The sequence below is a fragment of the Bartonella sp. SL320 genome, from assembly GCF_059687635.1.
In genome coordinates, this window is sequence record NZ_CM185143.1 from 1,673,345 (window position 1) to 1,691,007 (window position 17,663).

At 39.9% G+C, this 17,663-nt stretch carries 17 protein-coding genes and 1 tRNA gene; 4 read left to right on the forward strand and 14 right to left on the reverse strand.

The window, feature by feature from the left end:
• Positions 1-3: 3 nt before the first annotated feature.
• A complete protein-coding gene (locus AC6ER8_RS06865) occupies positions 4-1,431 on the reverse strand; it encodes a glutamine synthetase family protein (RefSeq protein ID WP_497077964.1) in 1,428 nt (475 codons plus the stop codon).
• A 267-nt stretch (positions 1,432-1,698) separates the two neighbouring features.
• Between AC6ER8_RS06865 and rhuM the strand changes: the two genes are divergently transcribed.
• From rhuM to AC6ER8_RS06885, 4 genes are all read left to right on the forward strand, one after another.
• On the forward strand, positions 1,699-2,358 hold the full coding sequence (rhuM, locus tag AC6ER8_RS06870; RefSeq protein ID WP_497079663.1) for a RhuM family protein: 660 nt from the start codon (positions 1,699-1,701) through the stop codon (positions 2,356-2,358).
• Between the two features lie 928 nt (positions 2,359-3,286).
• Positions 3,287-4,390, forward strand: coding sequence for a radical SAM protein (locus tag AC6ER8_RS06875; protein WP_497077965.1), 1,104 nt, complete (start codon positions 3,287-3,289; stop codon positions 4,388-4,390).
• On the forward strand, positions 4,387-4,581 hold the full coding sequence (locus AC6ER8_RS06880; RefSeq protein ID WP_497077966.1) for a hypothetical protein: 195 nt from the start codon (positions 4,387-4,389) through the stop codon (positions 4,579-4,581). The genes AC6ER8_RS06875 and AC6ER8_RS06880 overlap by 4 nt, the downstream gene beginning before the upstream one ends.
• 136 nt (positions 4,582-4,717) lie before the next feature.
• A complete protein-coding gene (locus tag AC6ER8_RS06885) occupies positions 4,718-5,938 on the forward strand; it encodes an MFS transporter (RefSeq protein ID WP_497077967.1) in 1,221 nt (406 codons plus the stop codon).
• 1,460 nt (positions 5,939-7,398) lie between these two features.
• On the opposite strand, the gene AC6ER8_RS06890 is transcribed toward AC6ER8_RS06885, so the two are convergent.
• From AC6ER8_RS06890 to AC6ER8_RS06950, 13 genes are all read right to left on the reverse strand, one after another.
• Positions 7,399-7,902, reverse strand: coding sequence for a DUF6622 family protein (locus AC6ER8_RS06890; protein WP_497077968.1), 504 nt, complete (start codon positions 7,900-7,902; stop codon positions 7,399-7,401).
• A 1,151-nt stretch (positions 7,903-9,053) separates the two neighbouring features.
• Positions 9,054-9,671, reverse strand: a complete 618-nt coding sequence (locus tag AC6ER8_RS06895; protein ID WP_497077969.1) for a hypothetical protein — start codon at positions 9,669-9,671, stop codon at positions 9,054-9,056.
• A gap of 199 nt (positions 9,672-9,870) precedes the next feature.
• Entirely contained in the window at positions 9,871-10,380 is a 510-nt protein-coding gene (locus tag AC6ER8_RS06900) for a hypothetical protein (protein WP_497077970.1), read from the reverse strand.
• A gap of 60 nt (positions 10,381-10,440) precedes the next feature.
• The gene (locus tag AC6ER8_RS06905) at positions 10,441-10,914 is read right to left on the reverse strand and encodes a DNA methyltransferase (protein ID WP_497077971.1); all 474 of its coding nucleotides are present in this window, start codon (positions 10,912-10,914) and stop codon (positions 10,441-10,443) included.
• Between the two features lie 1,045 nt (positions 10,915-11,959).
• Positions 11,960-13,096, reverse strand: a complete 1,137-nt coding sequence (locus AC6ER8_RS06910) for an MFS transporter (protein ID WP_497077972.1) — start codon at positions 13,094-13,096, stop codon at positions 11,960-11,962.
• 14 nt (positions 13,097-13,110) lie between these two features.
• Entirely contained in the window at positions 13,111-13,281 is a 171-nt protein-coding gene (locus AC6ER8_RS06915) for a hypothetical protein (RefSeq protein WP_497077973.1), read from the reverse strand.
• Positions 13,265-14,155 (reverse strand): Gfo/Idh/MocA family oxidoreductase, encoded by an 891-nt coding sequence (locus tag AC6ER8_RS06920; RefSeq protein WP_497077974.1) that lies wholly within the window; start codon positions 14,153-14,155, stop codon positions 13,265-13,267. The genes AC6ER8_RS06915 and AC6ER8_RS06920 overlap by 17 nt, the downstream gene beginning before the upstream one ends.
• Positions 14,156-14,237: 82 nt before the next feature.
• On the reverse strand, positions 14,238-14,441 hold the full coding sequence (locus tag AC6ER8_RS06925) for a restriction endonuclease (RefSeq protein ID WP_497077975.1): 204 nt from the start codon (positions 14,439-14,441) through the stop codon (positions 14,238-14,240).
• Positions 14,442-15,033: 592 nt separating this feature from the next.
• Complete coding sequence (locus AC6ER8_RS06930) at positions 15,034-15,264, reverse strand: hypothetical protein (protein ID WP_497077976.1); 231 nt, start codon at positions 15,262-15,264, stop codon at positions 15,034-15,036.
• Between the two features lie 131 nt (positions 15,265-15,395).
• On the reverse strand, positions 15,396-16,739 hold the full coding sequence (locus AC6ER8_RS06935; protein ID WP_497077977.1) for an MATE family efflux transporter: 1,344 nt from the start codon (positions 16,737-16,739) through the stop codon (positions 15,396-15,398).
• A 111-nt stretch (positions 16,740-16,850) separates the two neighbouring features.
• Positions 16,851-17,024 (reverse strand): hypothetical protein, encoded by a 174-nt coding sequence (locus tag AC6ER8_RS06940; RefSeq protein ID WP_497077978.1) that lies wholly within the window; start codon positions 17,022-17,024, stop codon positions 16,851-16,853.
• Positions 17,014-17,271 (reverse strand): hypothetical protein, encoded by a 258-nt coding sequence (locus AC6ER8_RS06945; RefSeq protein WP_497077979.1) that lies wholly within the window; start codon positions 17,269-17,271, stop codon positions 17,014-17,016. Before AC6ER8_RS06945 ends, AC6ER8_RS06940 begins: the two co-directional genes overlap by 11 nt.
• A 281-nt stretch (positions 17,272-17,552) precedes the next feature.
• Positions 17,553-17,629, reverse strand: a tRNA-His gene (locus AC6ER8_RS06950).
• Between the last annotated feature and the right edge of the window lie 34 nt (positions 17,630-17,663).

Genomic DNA, 17,663 nt, shown 5'->3' on the forward strand with positions numbered 1-17,663 from the left:
AATTTAAACATTAAGCAAGAGATATTCACGCTCCCACGGGCTAATTACTTCCATAAAAGTTTCAAACTCTTGTCGTTTGATTGCAGCATATGTACTAACAAACATATCTCCTAGAATAGCACGTATTTCTGTATCTTGTTCAAATAAGTTGACGGCTTCAATGAGTCCACGTGGTAACTCAATATTATCAGCATTGACATTATTTGTCGTTGGCTCATCGGGTTCAATTTTTTGCTGTAAACCAATGAGACCACACGCTAAAGAAGCTGCAAGAGCTAAATAAGGGTTTGCATCTGATGAAGGAAGCCTATTCTCAACACGACGCGCTTGAGGAGCAGAACGAGGAACACGAAATGCTGTAGTACGGTTATCATAGCCCCATCGCAAATTAACAGGTGCCGACACATCCGGCATAAGACGTCGATAAGAATTGACATAAGGCGCAAGCATCACAAGAACTCCTGGCATATGTTTTTGCAATCCACCAATAAAATGGCGAAAACAAGCGCTTTCTTCACCATCCTCTCGTGTAAAAATATTCATACCTGTCTTCTTATCAACAATCGATTGGTGAATATGCATCGCAGAGCCTGGCTGCCCTTGAATGGGTTTGGCCATAAAAGTTGCATACATATTGTGTTTCAGCGCTGCTTCACGAATTGTTCGTTTGAACATAAAAACTTGATCAGCCAATTCAATTGGATCACCATGGCGTAAATTGATTTCAAACTGACCTGCCCCTTCCTCATGAATAAGCGTATCAATCTCCAATCCTTGCGCCTCTGAAAATTGATAAATATCATCAATGAATTCATCAAACTCATTCACACCGGCAATCGAATAGCCCTGTCCTCCACCAATTGAACGTCCAGAACGACCAACGGGAGGAACTAAAGGATAATCAGGATCAGGATTTTTTTCTACTAAATAAAACTCAATTTCTGGTGAAACAATCGGCTTTAGATCCATTTGCGTATAAAAGCTGACGACCTTTCGCAAAACATTTCGTGGTGTATAATCAACGATCTGTCCATTCTGATATACAAGATCACAAATCACCTGTGCTGTTGGAGCATCTTCCCATGGCACAATGCTTAACGTCGATAAATCAGGCTCAAGACGCAAATCGCCATCGGTTTTGGGATATTCAAAGCCATGGCCATCTTCCGGATAATCCCCTGAAATTGTTGCCATAAAAACCGCTGAAGGCAATGCTAATGATGTTTCCGATGTAAATTTTTTAGAAAGCATCATCTTTCCACGCGGCACCCCTGCTTGATCAGGCGTAATACATTCAATATCCTCTACCTTACGGAAAGCAAGCCATTGTAAAACTTGTTCCCAATTGTTCACACCCCTTAAATTTTTAAGGAAACGCGCAACAGGCTTAGAACCCTTGTTTTTTATTTGTTTACCATTTTTCACAGCCATAAACACACCATTTAAAAAAACAATCAAGTCCCACCATTCATGGTACCACCCCATGTATAAATGTCATACAAAAAATCTGAATCAACTTAATTTTTATAGAATCTATAACCTCTATCAAAGTAAAATTGATCTTGTCATCATTTAGGCTGCTGATTATATCAAATATTATAGAAAAACGTTACTGCACACGAAACATCAATTCTAACCTTCTCTTTGATATAAAACAGCGAAAACGAACGTGATCATCGCCCCTAGCCTCTTGCCAATATCGCTGTTGGATATCGGGTAAATTCTAAACGCGCAACACAATTTCGACAATGGGCAACGCAAATATTACGTGATTTTGCAATTAGAGGCTATGTTATAGACAAAAAGCGCCTTGAAAATGGCCAAGCTCTTAATGAAGACTATTTCGAACATTTACTCGCTGAAATAAGAGAAATTCGCCTTAGTGAACGGCGTTTTTATCAAAAAATTACAGATATTTATACAACCAGTATGGATTATAACAAAGATTCGCCAACAACACGCGAGTTTTTCGCAAAGGTTCAGAATAAGTTGCATTTCGCTGTGCACGGACACACAGCAGCTGAACTTATTGCTAAGCGAGCAGACAGCGAAAAAGAACATATGGGCTTAGCAACGTGGGAGAATTCTCCACATGGTAAAATTGTAAAAACTGATGTCACAATTGCTAAAAACTACCTAACACAAGATGAACTTAAGCAGCTTGGCTTAATTGTTAATGCGTGTCTTGATTTAGCAGAGAGCCGTGAAAATCGGAAAAAGCCAATGACCACGGAAGATTGGGCAAAACAATTAGATAAGCTCCTAGAGTTAGACGAATGGAATATTTTACAACATACTGGAACAATCACAGAAAAGATTGCCAAAGAACATGCCGAAACTGAATTTGAAAATAAATAACCATAATCTTTAGATATAATACGCCCAAATTCAATAACGACCGTAAGCTTATGTAAATCACAACCCAATTGTGATAATGCCTCATAAATTTTACGAGGGTATTTGTTATTGACCGTCACAGCATCAGAACGCTATGGGAGTCGGATATCCCCCGCCTAGACTGATAAAACTTCTGATTCTTCAATGCGTAAATATCCTTTCCAGTCTTAGTTAAGGTGGATATTATTAACTCAGCCAAATTAGAGATACATGCAAATGCATCCCATTAAGCTTAATCCTATTGGATTCTAGCAAAGATAATGCAGCATGTAACTCCGCCACAGTCATACCAAAACGCGGTCTATTTCCATTCGCCAGTACATGGCACAATCTCAATGAGATTTTAGGAAATATGCCAAAATGGCGAGCAAGAGCCATGATGTCATGTAATTCGATAATATTATCACACTGGACATTTATATGTTTTCTAATAGATAATTATATCTCTTCTCAAAGTTTTACAGGGATATTAAAATATATCTCTACCTTTAAAACCACCTTTTTGCGCTAATGATATTTCATGACCAGACACAAATCCCAAGTCCCAGCAACATAACAATGATACTCCGCACCTCCATTAAAAGACCCTGCTTTTTCTTGCTCTAGGCATTCATAGCCCGACCACGTAAAATAGAATGCCAATTACAATATCAGACCATAAGATTGCAAAAGAAAGTTATTTTATAAATAGATATTTTTTTATCTTTACATTGCCTCTTAAACAAGCTAGCCCCTTCATATAATAAGTTATATGTGTAACGCATATGACTTCTACAAAAGGAGGATTCATTATGTTCCGTAGCAATCTTTGGTAATACACTCGGGTGATTGGACTACTAATCACCCATCAATAATATATTGCGAGGTAAGAAATTGGGGGAGGTAACCTATGCAACTCGTGGATCATCCTTTTGTGGAGTTCGATCAACTCAAACCGATTTACAATTTCATATATCCGCTGTTTCGCACTATTTCAAATGAATTTTATGATTACCTAAACTTTAATAAGCTAGCGCAAAGTAAGCGAATTCCACGAGCGCGTACTATTTCTCTTTATTTGCATATTCCCTTTTGCGAAACCATTTGTTCCTTCTGTCCCTTTCAGAAAGGAGCCTATAAACATGTTAAGCAAATCGAAGCTTATATGTCAGCGCTTACCACAGAGATCAGAAACAAAGGAAATTTCATTCGCTCGCTTAGAGGTCCCATCCGCAGCATCTATATAGGGGGTGGCACACCCTCGCTCTTGTCCGCAGATAATATCCGACACATCGGAAAAGTATTGCATGACGAATTTGAGCTCTCGTCCTTAGCCGAGTTTACACTGGAAAGCGAACCGAAAAGCGTCACACGTGATAAACTTTATGCAGCCCATGAGATCAGCGTTAACCGGATCAGTTTCGGTGTACAGAGTTTCATTGAGCGTTTCCGATTATTGTTTAACCTCACCTCAACACGTGAACAAATCAAAAATACCGTGGCTTGGTCACAAGAGATAATTGGACATGTTGGTTTCGACCTACTATATGGCATGCACAACCAGAAAGGCGAAGAACTATTATACGATTTGAAGCAAGCAAGCGAGCTTCACCCTGAAACTATCAACCTCTACGCAATCAACAATCTAGCTATCACGTCGCAACTGCATAAGTCTTACGCACAAAAAGGGCTAAAACCATCCAGCCTACAGCATCGACAGATGCTTCGCTTATTTAGTGACATCGTTATGCGCAGCTGCGGCTATGCACCGTGTAATGGGCATTCCTATATCAAAATTAACAATAACACTCCTCTAACGCTCGCTCAAACGAGTTCAGCTCATTATTTCCGCTATCACCAATATTTGCATGGTTGTCATGATGATTATGTGGTTGGCTTCGGGACGTCAGAACAGTCGATTCTCGGCTCACTCATCACACGAGCCAATCCCCGTCAAAGCGAATACATTCCCAACATACAACTTAAAGGCAAATTCAAAGTGTACTACAATTGAATATCAGCGGAGCAACAAACCTCCAAGGCTTTGGTATGCGTCTACCTTATAACGGCTATGTCAAAAAAGAAAGAATTGACTGGACCGCACTTCCCTCTTTTGTATACAATAACCTACAACAGCTTATAGGTGCAGGTCTCATTGCAGAAAATGATAACGATCTCCAGCTGACTCAGCATGGTTGGCAATGATATTCCAACCTCATGTATTTTCTTCTACCACAGGAAGATAGGAATATCTTGGACGACTATGTCGCAAACATGCTGAATACAACCGCCGTACTTGATGGACCAGTGGAAATCTGTGTGGCATCTTAAGGAGAAAAGAATGTTCACACTTTTTGCCAATAAGGACATACGCTATTTTTGCCTAACCGTTAGTCTGCTCGCCTTACTCAGCGGTGCTTTGCGCACTGCCATCCCGCTATTAGCAAGACAATCTGGATATGGCGTCGTCGGAGTCAGTTGGGCACAAGGTCTCTTCTCATTAGCGTGGCCAATTTTCGGCATTCTTGCAGGAACTTTACTTGATCGCTGCGACAAAATAAAACTTGCCACCTCGGCTCTTCTCATCTTCATGCTACTGCATATTGTACTGTTCGTACTGCTTATGGTACAGATTACTCCAGCCGCACAAATTTTCTTCTATGCAAGCATTGCTGGATTCATCGTTGTTTCTGCCGAAGCTTATATCATGACGATTCCACCACTTATCATGGAAGGAGAGCGATTGATGACCTTCTACTCAATTGTCTTATTTTTAGATTTCGGTGTCTCCTCTTTTCTTGCCCCTATCATAACAAGCAGCATTTTAGCGCATAGCACATTGCTATTTCTCGGCTTTTTAATCATGCTTTTTATCACGTTGATTTTTACCACTCGCCGTGCTGTTCCGACATCGCTAGCACTTGATAAAGAAAACATCACTTTCCGTTATATCATTGCCGGCTTTCATTTCATTTTTTCAAATCGGCATCTCACCTCCCTTACATTACTTACATTCTTTCTATCGGTAGTCTTTGGAGCATTCCTAACCTCGTTCATCTTCTTCGTTACCGACGATCGGTATCTGGGCCTCCATAGCAGCCAATATGGCGTGATGTTTGCAGCCTACGCGCTTGGTACAATGGCAGGTGCCCTATTTGCGCCGCGTATACGCTATGCACCGGTGCGCCTAGCTGTTCTCACTGACGGTTTAGGAACGGTTATCTTGCTGCTGATTCCAGCCTTTTCAAAAAGTGCTGTCGTCGTATGGGGCATCACCTTTATCGCTGGCGTTGGAGCAAGCTTATGGTTTATTGCTGTTACTGCCTTCAGGCAGCGCCTCACACCAAAGCAACTTCTCGGGCGAGCTAATTCTGCTTTTCGGGTAATCGGCTATGCTGGAATGCCGGTCGGAAGCTTTTTGATCGGCGTCCTTGGTTCTTTTATATCATTGCAGTTTGCTGCCACCTTTATCGCTGGACTCCTATTGGTGGCTATCGCGATAACGCTTCCATTTCTTTGGCAGGCTGATCATATAGACACACCCAACCCTGCCACGAGATAACAGCTGCTTAAAAAAAAGACACGGTCGAAAAAGGTACATATACCCTATTACGCAATCGATTAATCTGTTCTTTGGACGAGAAAATTATCACCATAATGGCTGATAGAGCTAAGGGGCACTATGGAAGCAGCCAAACAAGCGCTAAAGGCAAAACAGCCCCCTTACGTTGCATTGAGCGATGATTTCAACGCCTATATGAAGGATGCAGAGAGCTTATAGCGTACAGAGCGCAATTCTTAACCAAAAACCCCGCCCTCACAATGCCCACTTATATTCCAGTTAATCCGTCATCTGCTAATATACTTATCTTGACGCTTCTCCATTACGCTTAGTAATAAAATGTCTATGAATGTTTCTTTTGTACATCACTATTGCTTTTATCCTGTTTATTTCTGTATCCTTTGTAAATTTACTTTCATGAAAAATATCATAGATTGTTCTCTTTATTTTTTTACTTATGCAAGTTAGCTAGATCTGTTCACATTACCACACTTTGATCATTTTGCTTTGCAAGAGCAATAATTTTGTGCTCTAAGTTGGCACACTGTTTTGCACACTCAAAAGCAAAAATTTTCTATTTCATTAAAAATAAAGCTATAAATCTAAAAAATACCTTTTTAGACAAGATCTCTACTCATGAAGACGCTTTGACTTTTTTGTACAAAAAAGGAAAAACATGAGAAAAAAGTCTTTACTCTGTTATCGCTCACACGCCGAAAAACCGATAATCGCAGTTTTTAAAGGAAGAAAGCAAGAAAAATGAGAATAGTTGTACAAAGGAAAATTGTACTGCACGCGATACATCATCTCTTTAAAAACACACAGACAATTAGAACCAGCTTCAAAAAACGGCCTTACCAATGAAGGACTAGCTAGAGGGCTGCATGCACAATACAATAATGACACATTGATTCCCGCAAGCGTGCTTCACATATTGTACGCGTAGCCTGTACGAAGTCTGCCGCTCCTAAATACTCAGACGTAATGCTACGGGGTCGTACAATGACCGCTGTTGTGCCCTTAAACACCGGTTCCTACCATATCATAATGCTTGACAAAAGCATCATGCTATCATAGCAACCGCTTTGCGTATTGGTTCCACAACATAGTTCTACAAATTGCTGACGCATTACCAAGCTAAGAGCTTTTTTGCCCACCTACGCCAATGAGACCATCACTATCCTCTTTTTGAAGAGTAAAACAAAATGATTTACCATTAACAATAAACTATCTGCTTAAAGTCCAGCTAGTTTAAACGCGTAGCATTCTAAACCTTTAGGCTCGCTCTGCCCCCAAGGGAGGACATAGTTAGATCTATCACTTCCGTCACGTATTCACGCGCTGGGACAAGAATCTGAAACTATGAGGCAACACTGCGTTTGTATGCAGCGTTGTTGTTAAGAATAAGCTTCTATTGAGATAGTTCTGATAAGAAGCCCCCACAGCGAATGGTATAGGAATTAATTTGGATTCTTTCGAAATGTTCTATATAAATTTAATGTGCCGCCCCAAAATACACCAGCAGTGAACCCATTTAAAAGACCAAAAAGAAGATTAAAATCAAATAGATATTTCAAATCAGGTTCAACTTTGAGAAAAACAGTCAATGTGAATTTGATGACAAAAGCGATAAGAATAAATATCAGCGTCAACGGCGTACCGGGCCGAATAATTAAATCCGTTCCCTCTTTGATTTTTAAACGCGGAGTGGCACGCCAGAGCAACCAGCCAACGCCAATGCCGATCATCAGCCCTGCCAACATTGAGATTGCTCCCCAAAGCGGGAACGCCAGCTTGTTAATCACATCGCTGCCACCCAAAAAAAGAAAGACTAACGGCAAGATAAAAAGGCGGTAAACCCCCATTTCCCTATCTTTCAATGCGATTATTCCCCACGCAATGAGAAAAATAAGCAAAATCCAGACCCATAAAGGGGTTCCGGTCAGAATATTAAACAATGACATATTATGCTCCATGATGTTTGATGCGATAAAAATATTGCATGATGTTAGGAAGATATTTAGAAAAAAGAATGCTAGCACTGGCATAAAAAATGATGAGGGGTTTCTTTACCAGCAAGCTAATCAATGAAACCAGAGCAAGTGACAGATAGCAAAAAACTGTGGGGTAGTTCAGCAAAAGTGTAGACCATCCAGCGAAGTAATTAACAAACAGGACAATAACTGTCAGAGTGTTAGTAATCATCACGGGTTCTCCTTGTCAAACAATTTTAATATTCACAGCAATAATGGACAATAAAATCACAGTTAAGATGAGAGAGCGTTCGACCAGAGTTAAAACATTTCCATTGATAACCTAGGAGTAAATACTCCACAGGATAAAAAAGATTATTATGTTAACTATGGTGCATCCTCCTTTCTATATTTGATAAAAAACCTACCGCAAGTGCTTCGTTTTTCAGTTTCCGTATGAATAAAAACGCCACCTTGTTCACACTCTGTATCCTGTTTAATGGTCAAATGATAGGTATCTCCCAGATAAACTGCTTCAATGAACTTTACTTTTTTCAGCGTAACAGATGCGATATTTTTCGCCCTACCTTGGCGTGGACAAAGCCAGAACAATCTCAATCAATAGTGAACCAGTACATATGACGCGGGAGGGGAAATATTCCTCAAAAAGCGGGTGATGCGCATTAAAGGAAAAAGTACAATAATCTCCGGTTACGGAGGAAATCTTACATAAATCTCCTAGTAATGGAAGAGCGGCTTTCTCAGAATACGAGTCAAGGAAGCAGACCTTACTGACAATGATGATTGTCTGCGCAATAACGGCCTTGCCATTGTCGTATGGGCTGGCCTTACAGTGAATACGGTAGACCTCATTAATGCGTTCAATATGTCCTTCAACGCATAACCGATCGCTATCAAAATGGGTGGTAGAAAAAACTGTTCAACCATAACAGGGAGATAGCAATAAGTGAGATCCGAGTTTTTAGCCACCACGGTAGCGAATCGAACTGAAAACTGACACAAGCAGCTTTTTAGCCACTCTTTAACGCCAATCAATTCACTAAGAGCTGTAGCAAGCATAAAAGAGCTGCCAGTTCTATAAAATATAGCATGCCCAAAAAATGCGATCAAACATCAGCCCCTCAGCTAGGCCACTCTCCTGTCTCTTTTGCGTGTTTATAGGCCTGATATTCCTTTGGAAGAGAAGTACGCTTAAGTTTAAACCATTCCTCTAACGCTTTTTGACGCCCATGGTTACTATTTTGCTCATCAGCAATGTAATCACTAATAAAATTATTCATCCGTGTGGAAGGAATTTGCGGCAGCCGTCCTCGCTTCTGTTTTAAAGCAGCGAGGTGATCAACTAAATCACCATAGCTAATATTCTCTCCACCTAAAATACGAGATTTGCGCCAATGATTTAACCAATACCATTGACCAGATTTATCCGGCAATGCGCCAAACTTTTTTTCAACATTCTCCTGTAGAAAAACTTTTGTTTTTTTATCACTAACATAATTTATCACGCGGCTATCCATGGCCAATCTATCGCGATCCCCCTTATTTTGTCGGTTAGGAACATCAACTGGCAACGGACTAGACGAACCAAACAAATAAGCTTTAATATGCTGTTCAAGTTCATTTTTTTTCAAACTACCCACGCGAATCCCTAAAGATTGAGCGATCTGTTTAAGTTCTTTAGCGTAAAAATATGCCCGCTCAAACTCTTCTATCGTCATATGCTTAGAAAATTGTTTCATTCTTCTTCCGATCCTATATACATACTAAAGAGTATGGGCTGATACATTTATGTACCACTAATCCTCTGTTAAGCACAGTTCTACATCTATTTTAAAAAAAATTCATGAAAATATTTAAAGCCCTATAATATCTAGCCATTAAGCTAGGTCTCTTTAATATACTCATTAACCTGCACTCCAACATGACATCCTACGGTACTCAGATAAGCCTTGATCCTCGAACCAGCAAGCAATTCAGTAATAATTCAGTAATATTTAGGGGTTGACCACTCTCAGAGAATATACGCACATGCCAATCATCTTGCATCAAAACGCTAATCTCCTCATCGCTTGCAAAACGCGCTTTAATTAGGTGAAGGGACCTTTTTTCGATTTTTACTCGTCCAATAGGAACTAATCGAGCGTTACCCATTAAATCAACGATTAACGTAGGATCACCGCTACGCAATTCTGAAATATATTTGGTCCGCTCATCATGCAGAAATACATAACTATGCACCCCATCAGCATTGATACAAAACTCTCGTTTAGGCATGTAAGGCATTTCAAATACTTCTGGACAGGCAAGAAAGCTCCCTTGCAACGTAGATCTTACCAAGTCCCCTTGATCTTTATTAAAAATCACAGCAAGATTAATACACGCATGGACTCCATCCCCTACTGGGCGACTTTCAATAATTTCTGCAACATTTAACGAAAGCTGCATCATGCTGACTGCTTCAATACGGGAAAATAAACTATCAAATCCAGCCTTGCGGCCTTTTCAGAATTACCCCACTCGGCTTGGTAATTGTATAATTGGCCGCATAGGGTTTATGAGCCGTAATGGGGTCCACTTTCCAAGGTCCCTTAGGGTGATTATCAGTTTTTTATATGCTGAACTATCTGGTCGCGGTAACAGGTTCCTCTTGAAATTTTCCTTATATTTTGCAGAATTTTTGCGCGTATGCACTTTTTCCCACACCAATTGTGCAACAAAATTCTCTTCGCCGAACACTTCATCACAGACTTTGCGCAAATGATGCACTTCATGATCATCAATCGAGATAAAGATCACCCCATCATCACGCAAGAGGCTCTGCGCTAATCTGAGCCACGGGTAGATCATATTCAGCCACACCGTGTGAAACCGCCCCATTATCTCGGGATTCGATTTTGTTGTTTGGCGCGTCACATCTTTATATCTAGCTAGGAGGGTTTTAAAATCATTCCCTATATTATAGGGTGGGTTAATATAAATCATCTTGACCTCTTAAAAATAAGCCCGTTGGATAATCTTTAAAACTTCGAGATTATCACCTTTGATATAGACATTATGCGTGTTGTCAAAATCTACACTTTCATCAAACTTAGGCCGCAACATTGCCAAGGAAGGCTTTTGCGCAAGTTTTATAGACTTTCTCCCTTGCCTTTTCATTCACATTTGAACTTCTCAAAATCATTATCAATATATTCGCCACATAAATTTAATAACTGATCTATATCCAGATTGCCCTCCCAAAAACATTGTGAAAAGGCGGCCTTTAACTTATCCATGTCTTGCTCTTGTGAGCTTTAGCTCAAACCCTCTATTTTACGCTCACCCGCTATTATATTCATCTTTGCGCTCCCCTATGCTAGAATAAATATAAGATGCTATATTCTGCCGTAATGACAGATTTATGCATAATAAACAATTTTTTAGATGCTACTTATAGTGCCTTCTTAATGAAGTTCGTCGGTTCGCATCTTGTCTGCACCCCATGAGGTGCATTCAGACTTCAGAAAGTGCTATTTTCATAACATATTGAAAAAAATAAGGGAAAAATTAATCGAGACCTTCTGCAACACAGTCTCTGCTCTTTTAGACAAATTGGCCATTTTGGGCAAAAAACACATAAAATCACCCGCGCAAGGTCTTTTCTCTGTGACGGCTCAAACGCAAAAAAGGCCGATAACTGCAGCTTTTAACCAAAGCAAAAATCGCGCCAAATACTCAGAAAGATGTTAATGTTTTTCGTAATTTCTGTGAACTGCGCTGAGATCAATGCTAACTTTAAAGGCCTCCTAAGCCCCGCCGAATAAATAATATGTGCAAGGGCAACGCACTTTTGTCTAAAGAAGACTTTTACCCCAACACAGCTCAAATTAACGTAAAAGGCTCGCTGTATATATCCTTATCTAATTACGGCATCGCTAGGCTATCCCTTGGTATTAAAAGTACGGAGCCTTATTTCTCACCCAGAAGTGCCGCTTAGATTAATCAGCTATACAACTAAGCAACAAGCCACGCTTGACAGCACCACAACTCATGTCTCTAGGCGCTTTATTAACATAATCTTTAATAAAAGCGCTACGATAAGAATAAAGGTAGCGAACAAAGGTATGTAGCTGTACGATAAAAACGATCCAATCAGCCCACCTAATAAGGCACCCACCGCACTACCAAGATAATTACAGGAGCTATTAAGCGCTAACGCAGCATTACTATGTTGTGGTTGATACGCTAACAAACTATGCTGTTGCGGCGCCAAAGACGCCCATCCGGTCATTCCCCAAATAAACAATGGTAAAAATAAAATACTATGCAAATATTGCATAAAATACAAAGAAAAAATCGCTATGGCCATGAGTGAGAGAAGCGCTAATAATAGTAAAGGCGTACCTTTTGTTTTATCAATTAAATAACCTATAGAAAAACTCCCAAAGACGCCACCTACGCCCCAAACCCAAAAAGCAACAACCATGTCAACATTGGATACGGAGCTAGTAATAATAGGACTCAGGTAAGTGTAGGCGCCTAAACTCGCAATTGCTGTCAGAAAAGTAATAAGAACTGTAATAAAAATTCTTTTATCCGATAAGACCGCTATTCTTTCTTTTACAGACGCTGGGGCAGCAATTACGAGGCGTGGCACACCCCACCATAGCCCAGCAAAAGCTATCATTGAAACCAAAACCACCAACCCAAAACTAGCATGCCAGCTAAAATAATCGCTAATCAATAAACCAAGTGGCACGCCCAATACCGTTCCACAACTCATGCCCCCTAGAGTCAAACCTAAAGCGCGTCCCTTTTTCTCAACAGCGACGAGCTGCGTAGCGGCCACCATAGCTATAGGCGAAAACAAACCAGCCCCTAAACCAGCAATAGCACGAGAAAAAAGTAGTATTGTATAGTTGGTTGCACACGCGCTTACACCATTAGCGACAAGAAAAACAAGCAGCGCATAAAGCAGAGTTTTCCTTGCCTCTTTAATGGCAAAAAGCAAAGTAAAAAAAGGAGCAGAAAGCGCATAACAAAGTGTAAAAATCGTGACAGCTTGCCCGGCCGCCGCTTCACTCAAATCAAAGCTGACGGCAATTTGAGGAAGAAGACCAGCAACGACATAAGCATCTAAACCCAATGCAAACATAGCCAGCGAAATAAAAAGAATTTTAAGCATGAGAACCTTCTAGCTTAAGAATTATGATAATCGATAACCCTTTTATGCCCGTTCACTAAAAAAGTAGGAGACGTGCAACAACTTGGTTGACTATTCATATCATTTAACATTGTTTGCAAATCAATCGCGGCAGTAAGATCAGCAAACTCCACAACTGGTTTTCTGCCACTATAAACAAAATCCATCACATCTTCTACTTGCCTCATAAGCTTCATAATCTGGTGATCCTGCGGCCAAACCAACAATACGCTCCTCTAATAATGGCGCATATTCCTTATCCTTTTCCCAAATTTTGAGATAATCGTGATCCCAATCGGGATCATCATATATAACACGAGCGAAGACGATACCACCTGCTCCGCCCCTAAATATAAAACTTAATGTTCTTTTTGTAATTACATTTACAAAACTGCTGTAACCCGTGCAAACTGCTTCCGTGCCTAATTGAGCAAGTATGAATGCACTATCTAATTTAAGCGTAGATCCAACAGCAAAATCAGATTCTACGGCTATTACCTTATTGAGAACCAAGCGCCGTTTACAAATCCATTGGACAAGATCTATAGGGTGAATTATTTCACTGGAAACACCACTTGTAGGCCAACCATCCCATAATCGATCATTGCCCCAATGAAAAGTACAGCGCATAGGCTCCAGATTATACTCACTGATATAGTTTCTTAAAAGACTGCTCACGGCAGAATATCTCTCTACCATATCTAAACAAAAACCTGAACACTGTACGAGTTTAGCGCTAGCGTCTACGAGAGAATCCTCATGACCAACAAAGGGTTTTTCACAAATAACAAACCCTTTATAGTCGGTTAACTGTTCTATAATCTCATAATGCCGACCATCAGTAACAGCGACAACCAAAACATCTGGGCAAAAATCAGCTAAAGCATCGGTTAAACAATCATAATACTTAACACCATTATTCTTATTACATCTAGAATGGTAGGCCACTTCTAAAGGGATTTGTTTCTTTTGTGCTACATTTTTCCACGCACGGAGATAGCGTCTTCCCGCATAACCCATTCCAACTATCAAAACCTTCATCCGATCATTCTCCTAGCCTTTTATAAAGTAAGGGTTCTCCAGTATCACTCCATCCACTTTTTTTATAAAAATCCTGAGCAGATTAGGCGACGCCCGTCTTTAAGGCTTCAAAATGGACTTTGCCGCATTTGATCTTCATCAATTCTTTAAGGCACAAATCATATTCTCTGGTAGAGCCTTTTGTCTCCAGCACAAAATAAAGCTTTTGTTCGCCCTCACACTCTAACACCGCCCAATCTGGTATGTAAGAGCTAATCATCGTTGCAATATTAAAACCCCTTCGCAATTAAAAAAATAATCTTACATCAGGGTTATGATTGAGATTTTACACAAACTCTTTCTCAATACAGCTCTCACAAATCACATGGATCATAAAACTTTTCTCGTTGACCACCACCAGCCATATGATCACCTTCTATGACTTCATTTTACATATGTAAAATAAATTTTATTACGATGCACATATTCAGCGGTTATTTTATCATCTGTATGAGAGCCAAAAACATGAAAAATACACACCAACTTCAATAATAAGGCCAGCGACTCAATCAACCTACATGAAAATGCGCTGCGATAATCATGTCGTGCAGTCCTCATGACCGGCAGAAGGAAGCCAATATTCCTGTACCACCAACAACTAAATCATGGTGTTTCCTATCATTTTTGATCATATCTTCCTACCTTATTGTGTAAAAATCTATACATTCCATTAGCAAGATATTTGCAACAAGCCCATACATATTTTCCGCGCAGTCTTCATGTACAACTTTTATTCTTAGATGCAAAATCATCTTTAGCTAAAGCAACTTAACATTGCAGTGAGGGGGCATAGAACGTGTGTATAACTGGTACCAAATTTTCACATGGTAGTGCGTATTTTAGGGCTCTATTGCCATGAGAAATAAGATCAACAACTTTACCCCAAAAACATCATCATCTAAATTATCAAGAGCATTTTTCCAAACCCCATGAATAAGACTTGCAAGAATAACACCGCCAGCAGCTGCGATTGTTTTGACAAATACATGCACTTTAGCACCGCGATTATCATTAGTTATAAAAACAATAACTCCTTTACATTGCTTCTCAGTAGGGTATAAATTAAGCATGTTTTTCTCGTCATTTTTTACGGAATTAAACTCTTCAAACTTACCGAACTTACTCCTCGTTGTAAGCAGAACTCTATGGACAGTGAGGTTCTATGCCTTTATAGCGAGTACTCACAGCGCTTTTATAAAACTCACTCCGCCCCAAATAAAGGAGTGTGTTTTATTAAATAACCCACGCGTATATAGTTAAAGAGCGAAACAATTAAGCTTGCACCAATCATACCAAGCCAATAACCCATAAAGCCATATTTAAAAAAATGTGCCATGAATGCCCCACCCAATAAGCCTATCCCCCAATAGCTTATTGTAACAACAATGGTTGACCAAAACGTATCAAGCAAGCCCACAAGTATGCCATTGAGCATAGCTCCTAAAGTACCAAAAGTAAAAGATAATAAGATGAGTGGAAGTAATGCCCAAGAGAAAACAATAACGTGGACTGAAGAAATATCAAAGATGGTTGTAAGAATGAATTCATAAGAGAGATAAACAACCCCTGATAAAAACAGGACGTAAGCGAAAGCCACAACTGTGACACTCATACGCAACTGTTTTAGAGCCATACGATTTCCATCTGCTCTATACCACGCTGCTATGGTCGCGGCTGCACTGGAAATTCCCAAAGCCACCACAGAAATAAGCATATCGAGACGCATTCCAATCGTATGGGCAGCCAAAGCTTCGACCCCATAAGCTGTAACCATGAAGGCAATGACAGAAGGAAAGCCCTCCGCAATCAGAATACGGATACCAATGGGCAGCCCTACGAGCAGCAATTTTATTATTCGTGAAATTTCTAATTTTGGTCTCAAATAATTAAAGCGAAAGGAATGAAAAGTAGAATTGCGAGCCAGAATTATTGCTACTGCCATAACAATCAAAATACGTGTCAAACTACTCGCAATTCCAGCCCCAAAAACACCGAAGCCGCTTATAGGACCAATACCCAAAATAAGCAGCCAAGAGATAAGAAAATTCATGGGGATAGCAGTAAGCATAATCCAAGTTAGGGGCTTGGAATTACCAATCGCTGAAAATAATCCCCGGCTATTCACATAAAGATAAAAAAACACCACGCCTATCGCAGCGCCTCTGTTATATTCCTGCGCTATATGAGCAATTGCCTCATCTTGACCAAGAAGACATAAAATATTTCTCGTATTGAGTAAAATGATCGCACTCATCATTCCAATCAAAAGGGAAAGCCATATTCCTTGATCAAACCATGCCTTCAATGCATGTCTATCTTGTTTGCGAAAGCTTTCCGCAAGTTTTGGTGCAACCGCGGTAATAATCCCTAGTCCCAACAACATAACAAAACTAAACATACTCAAAGCCAACATTGTACCACTCAAGGCTTGAACGCCTAAATGCGCTACAAGTGCTGCATCTGTGAAGGAAATCATCATCTGAGAGATAAACCCAACAGCCAGAGGCATACCAAGAGAGAGCAATTGTTTCATCACAACAAACATTGTGAAAAACCCTTCCATATTGAAGGAGCTATTAAGCTCAGACCTTTTAAACAAAACGTATTGATTTTTTCCGTCAAGTCTTTCCATCGCAAATCTTGCGTAAAGGATGAATCATGAGAACACATTAAGCTTAAAAGGAGATGTCCAGTTCTTAAAGGAGAAGCGCAATGCGCCTTTATTATTTTTTTTCAACTTCATGCCATGCATTTTTTGTACAACATTATGCCCCCAAACCGTTACAATCGTTGGTAAAATATCTTCAGCAAACCTTTGTTTATCTTGCACATCCATTTTCAGTATTTTTAATAAAATTTTTTGGTACAAGACTTGATATGCTCCCCCCTAAAAAACGAATTCTTGGCAATAAAGAACTGTTGAAAAATATAAAAAATAAACGAAGAACTAATCGTCCTGTTCGAAGATTTTGTACAATGGAATGAGTTTCAAAATCAATACGCAATCCAAAACGATCTGAATATAAAACGCCGTCTTTTAACTGGAGGGGATGCACACGTCCTTCAACCATAGCCAAAATAGATCCGTGGCAGTGGGAATGAAATTTTTCCATAGCCCTTGTAACTCTCGTTGAAGTAATTCAACCCGTTTTTGTTCATCGTCCAACACCCATAAGACGTCGCATAAAACTGGGCCGTTCGAATAATTCTGTTACGTGTAAAGCAAAAAAGAAAAACACCAGAGATAAGGTCTTTGCTCTGTGACGGCTCAAACGCAAAAAAAAAATCGATAACTGCAGCTTTTAACCACAGCGAAAATCGCACTAAATAAGAATTAGAAAAGTTGTAACAAGATAAATGGTACGGTTGGTGGGATTTGAACCTACGACCTCTGGTGCCACAAACCAGCGCTCTAACCAACTGAGCTACAACCGCATAAAAGAAAACCTATCATAATTGTTCACGATTT

Excerpts from the sequence above, each read along its gene's own strand:
- AC6ER8_RS06865 (WP_497077964.1), bottom strand. The coding sequence starts at position 1,431 with ATGGCTGTGAAAAATGGTAAACAAATAAAAAACAAGGGTTCTAAGCCT.
- AC6ER8_RS06875 (WP_497077965.1), top strand. The coding sequence starts at position 3,287 with ATGCAACTCGTGGATCATCCTTTTGTGGAGTTCGATCAACTCAAACCG.
- AC6ER8_RS06885 (WP_497077967.1), top strand. The coding sequence starts at position 4,718 with ATGTTCACACTTTTTGCCAATAAGGACATACGCTATTTTTGCCTAACC.
- AC6ER8_RS06890 (WP_497077968.1), bottom strand. The coding sequence starts at position 7,902 with ATGTCATTGTTTAATATTCTGACCGGAACCCCTTTATGGGTCTGGATT.
- AC6ER8_RS06895 (WP_497077969.1), bottom strand. The coding sequence starts at position 9,671 with ATGAAACAATTTTCTAAGCATATGACGATAGAAGAGTTTGAGCGGGCA.
- AC6ER8_RS06900 (WP_497077970.1), bottom strand. The coding sequence starts at position 10,380 with ATGATGCAGCTTTCGTTAAATGTTGCAGAAATTATTGAAAGTCGCCCA.
- AC6ER8_RS06905 (WP_497077971.1), bottom strand. The coding sequence starts at position 10,914 with ATGATTTATATTAACCCACCCTATAATATAGGGAATGATTTTAAAACC.
- AC6ER8_RS06910 (WP_497077972.1), bottom strand. The coding sequence starts at position 13,096 with ATGCTTAAAATTCTTTTTATTTCGCTGGCTATGTTTGCATTGGGTTTA.
- AC6ER8_RS06915 (WP_497077973.1), bottom strand. The coding sequence starts at position 13,281 with ATGGATTTTGTTTATAGTGGCAGAAAACCAGTTGTGGAGTTTGCTGAT.
- AC6ER8_RS06920 (WP_497077974.1), bottom strand. The coding sequence starts at position 14,155 with ATGAAGGTTTTGATAGTTGGAATGGGTTATGCGGGAAGACGCTATCTC.
- AC6ER8_RS06930 (WP_497077976.1), bottom strand. The coding sequence starts at position 15,264 with ATGCTTAATTTATACCCTACTGAGAAGCAATGTAAAGGAGTTATTGTT.
- AC6ER8_RS06935 (WP_497077977.1), bottom strand. The coding sequence starts at position 16,739 with ATGTTTGTTGTGATGAAACAATTGCTCTCTCTTGGTATGCCTCTGGCT.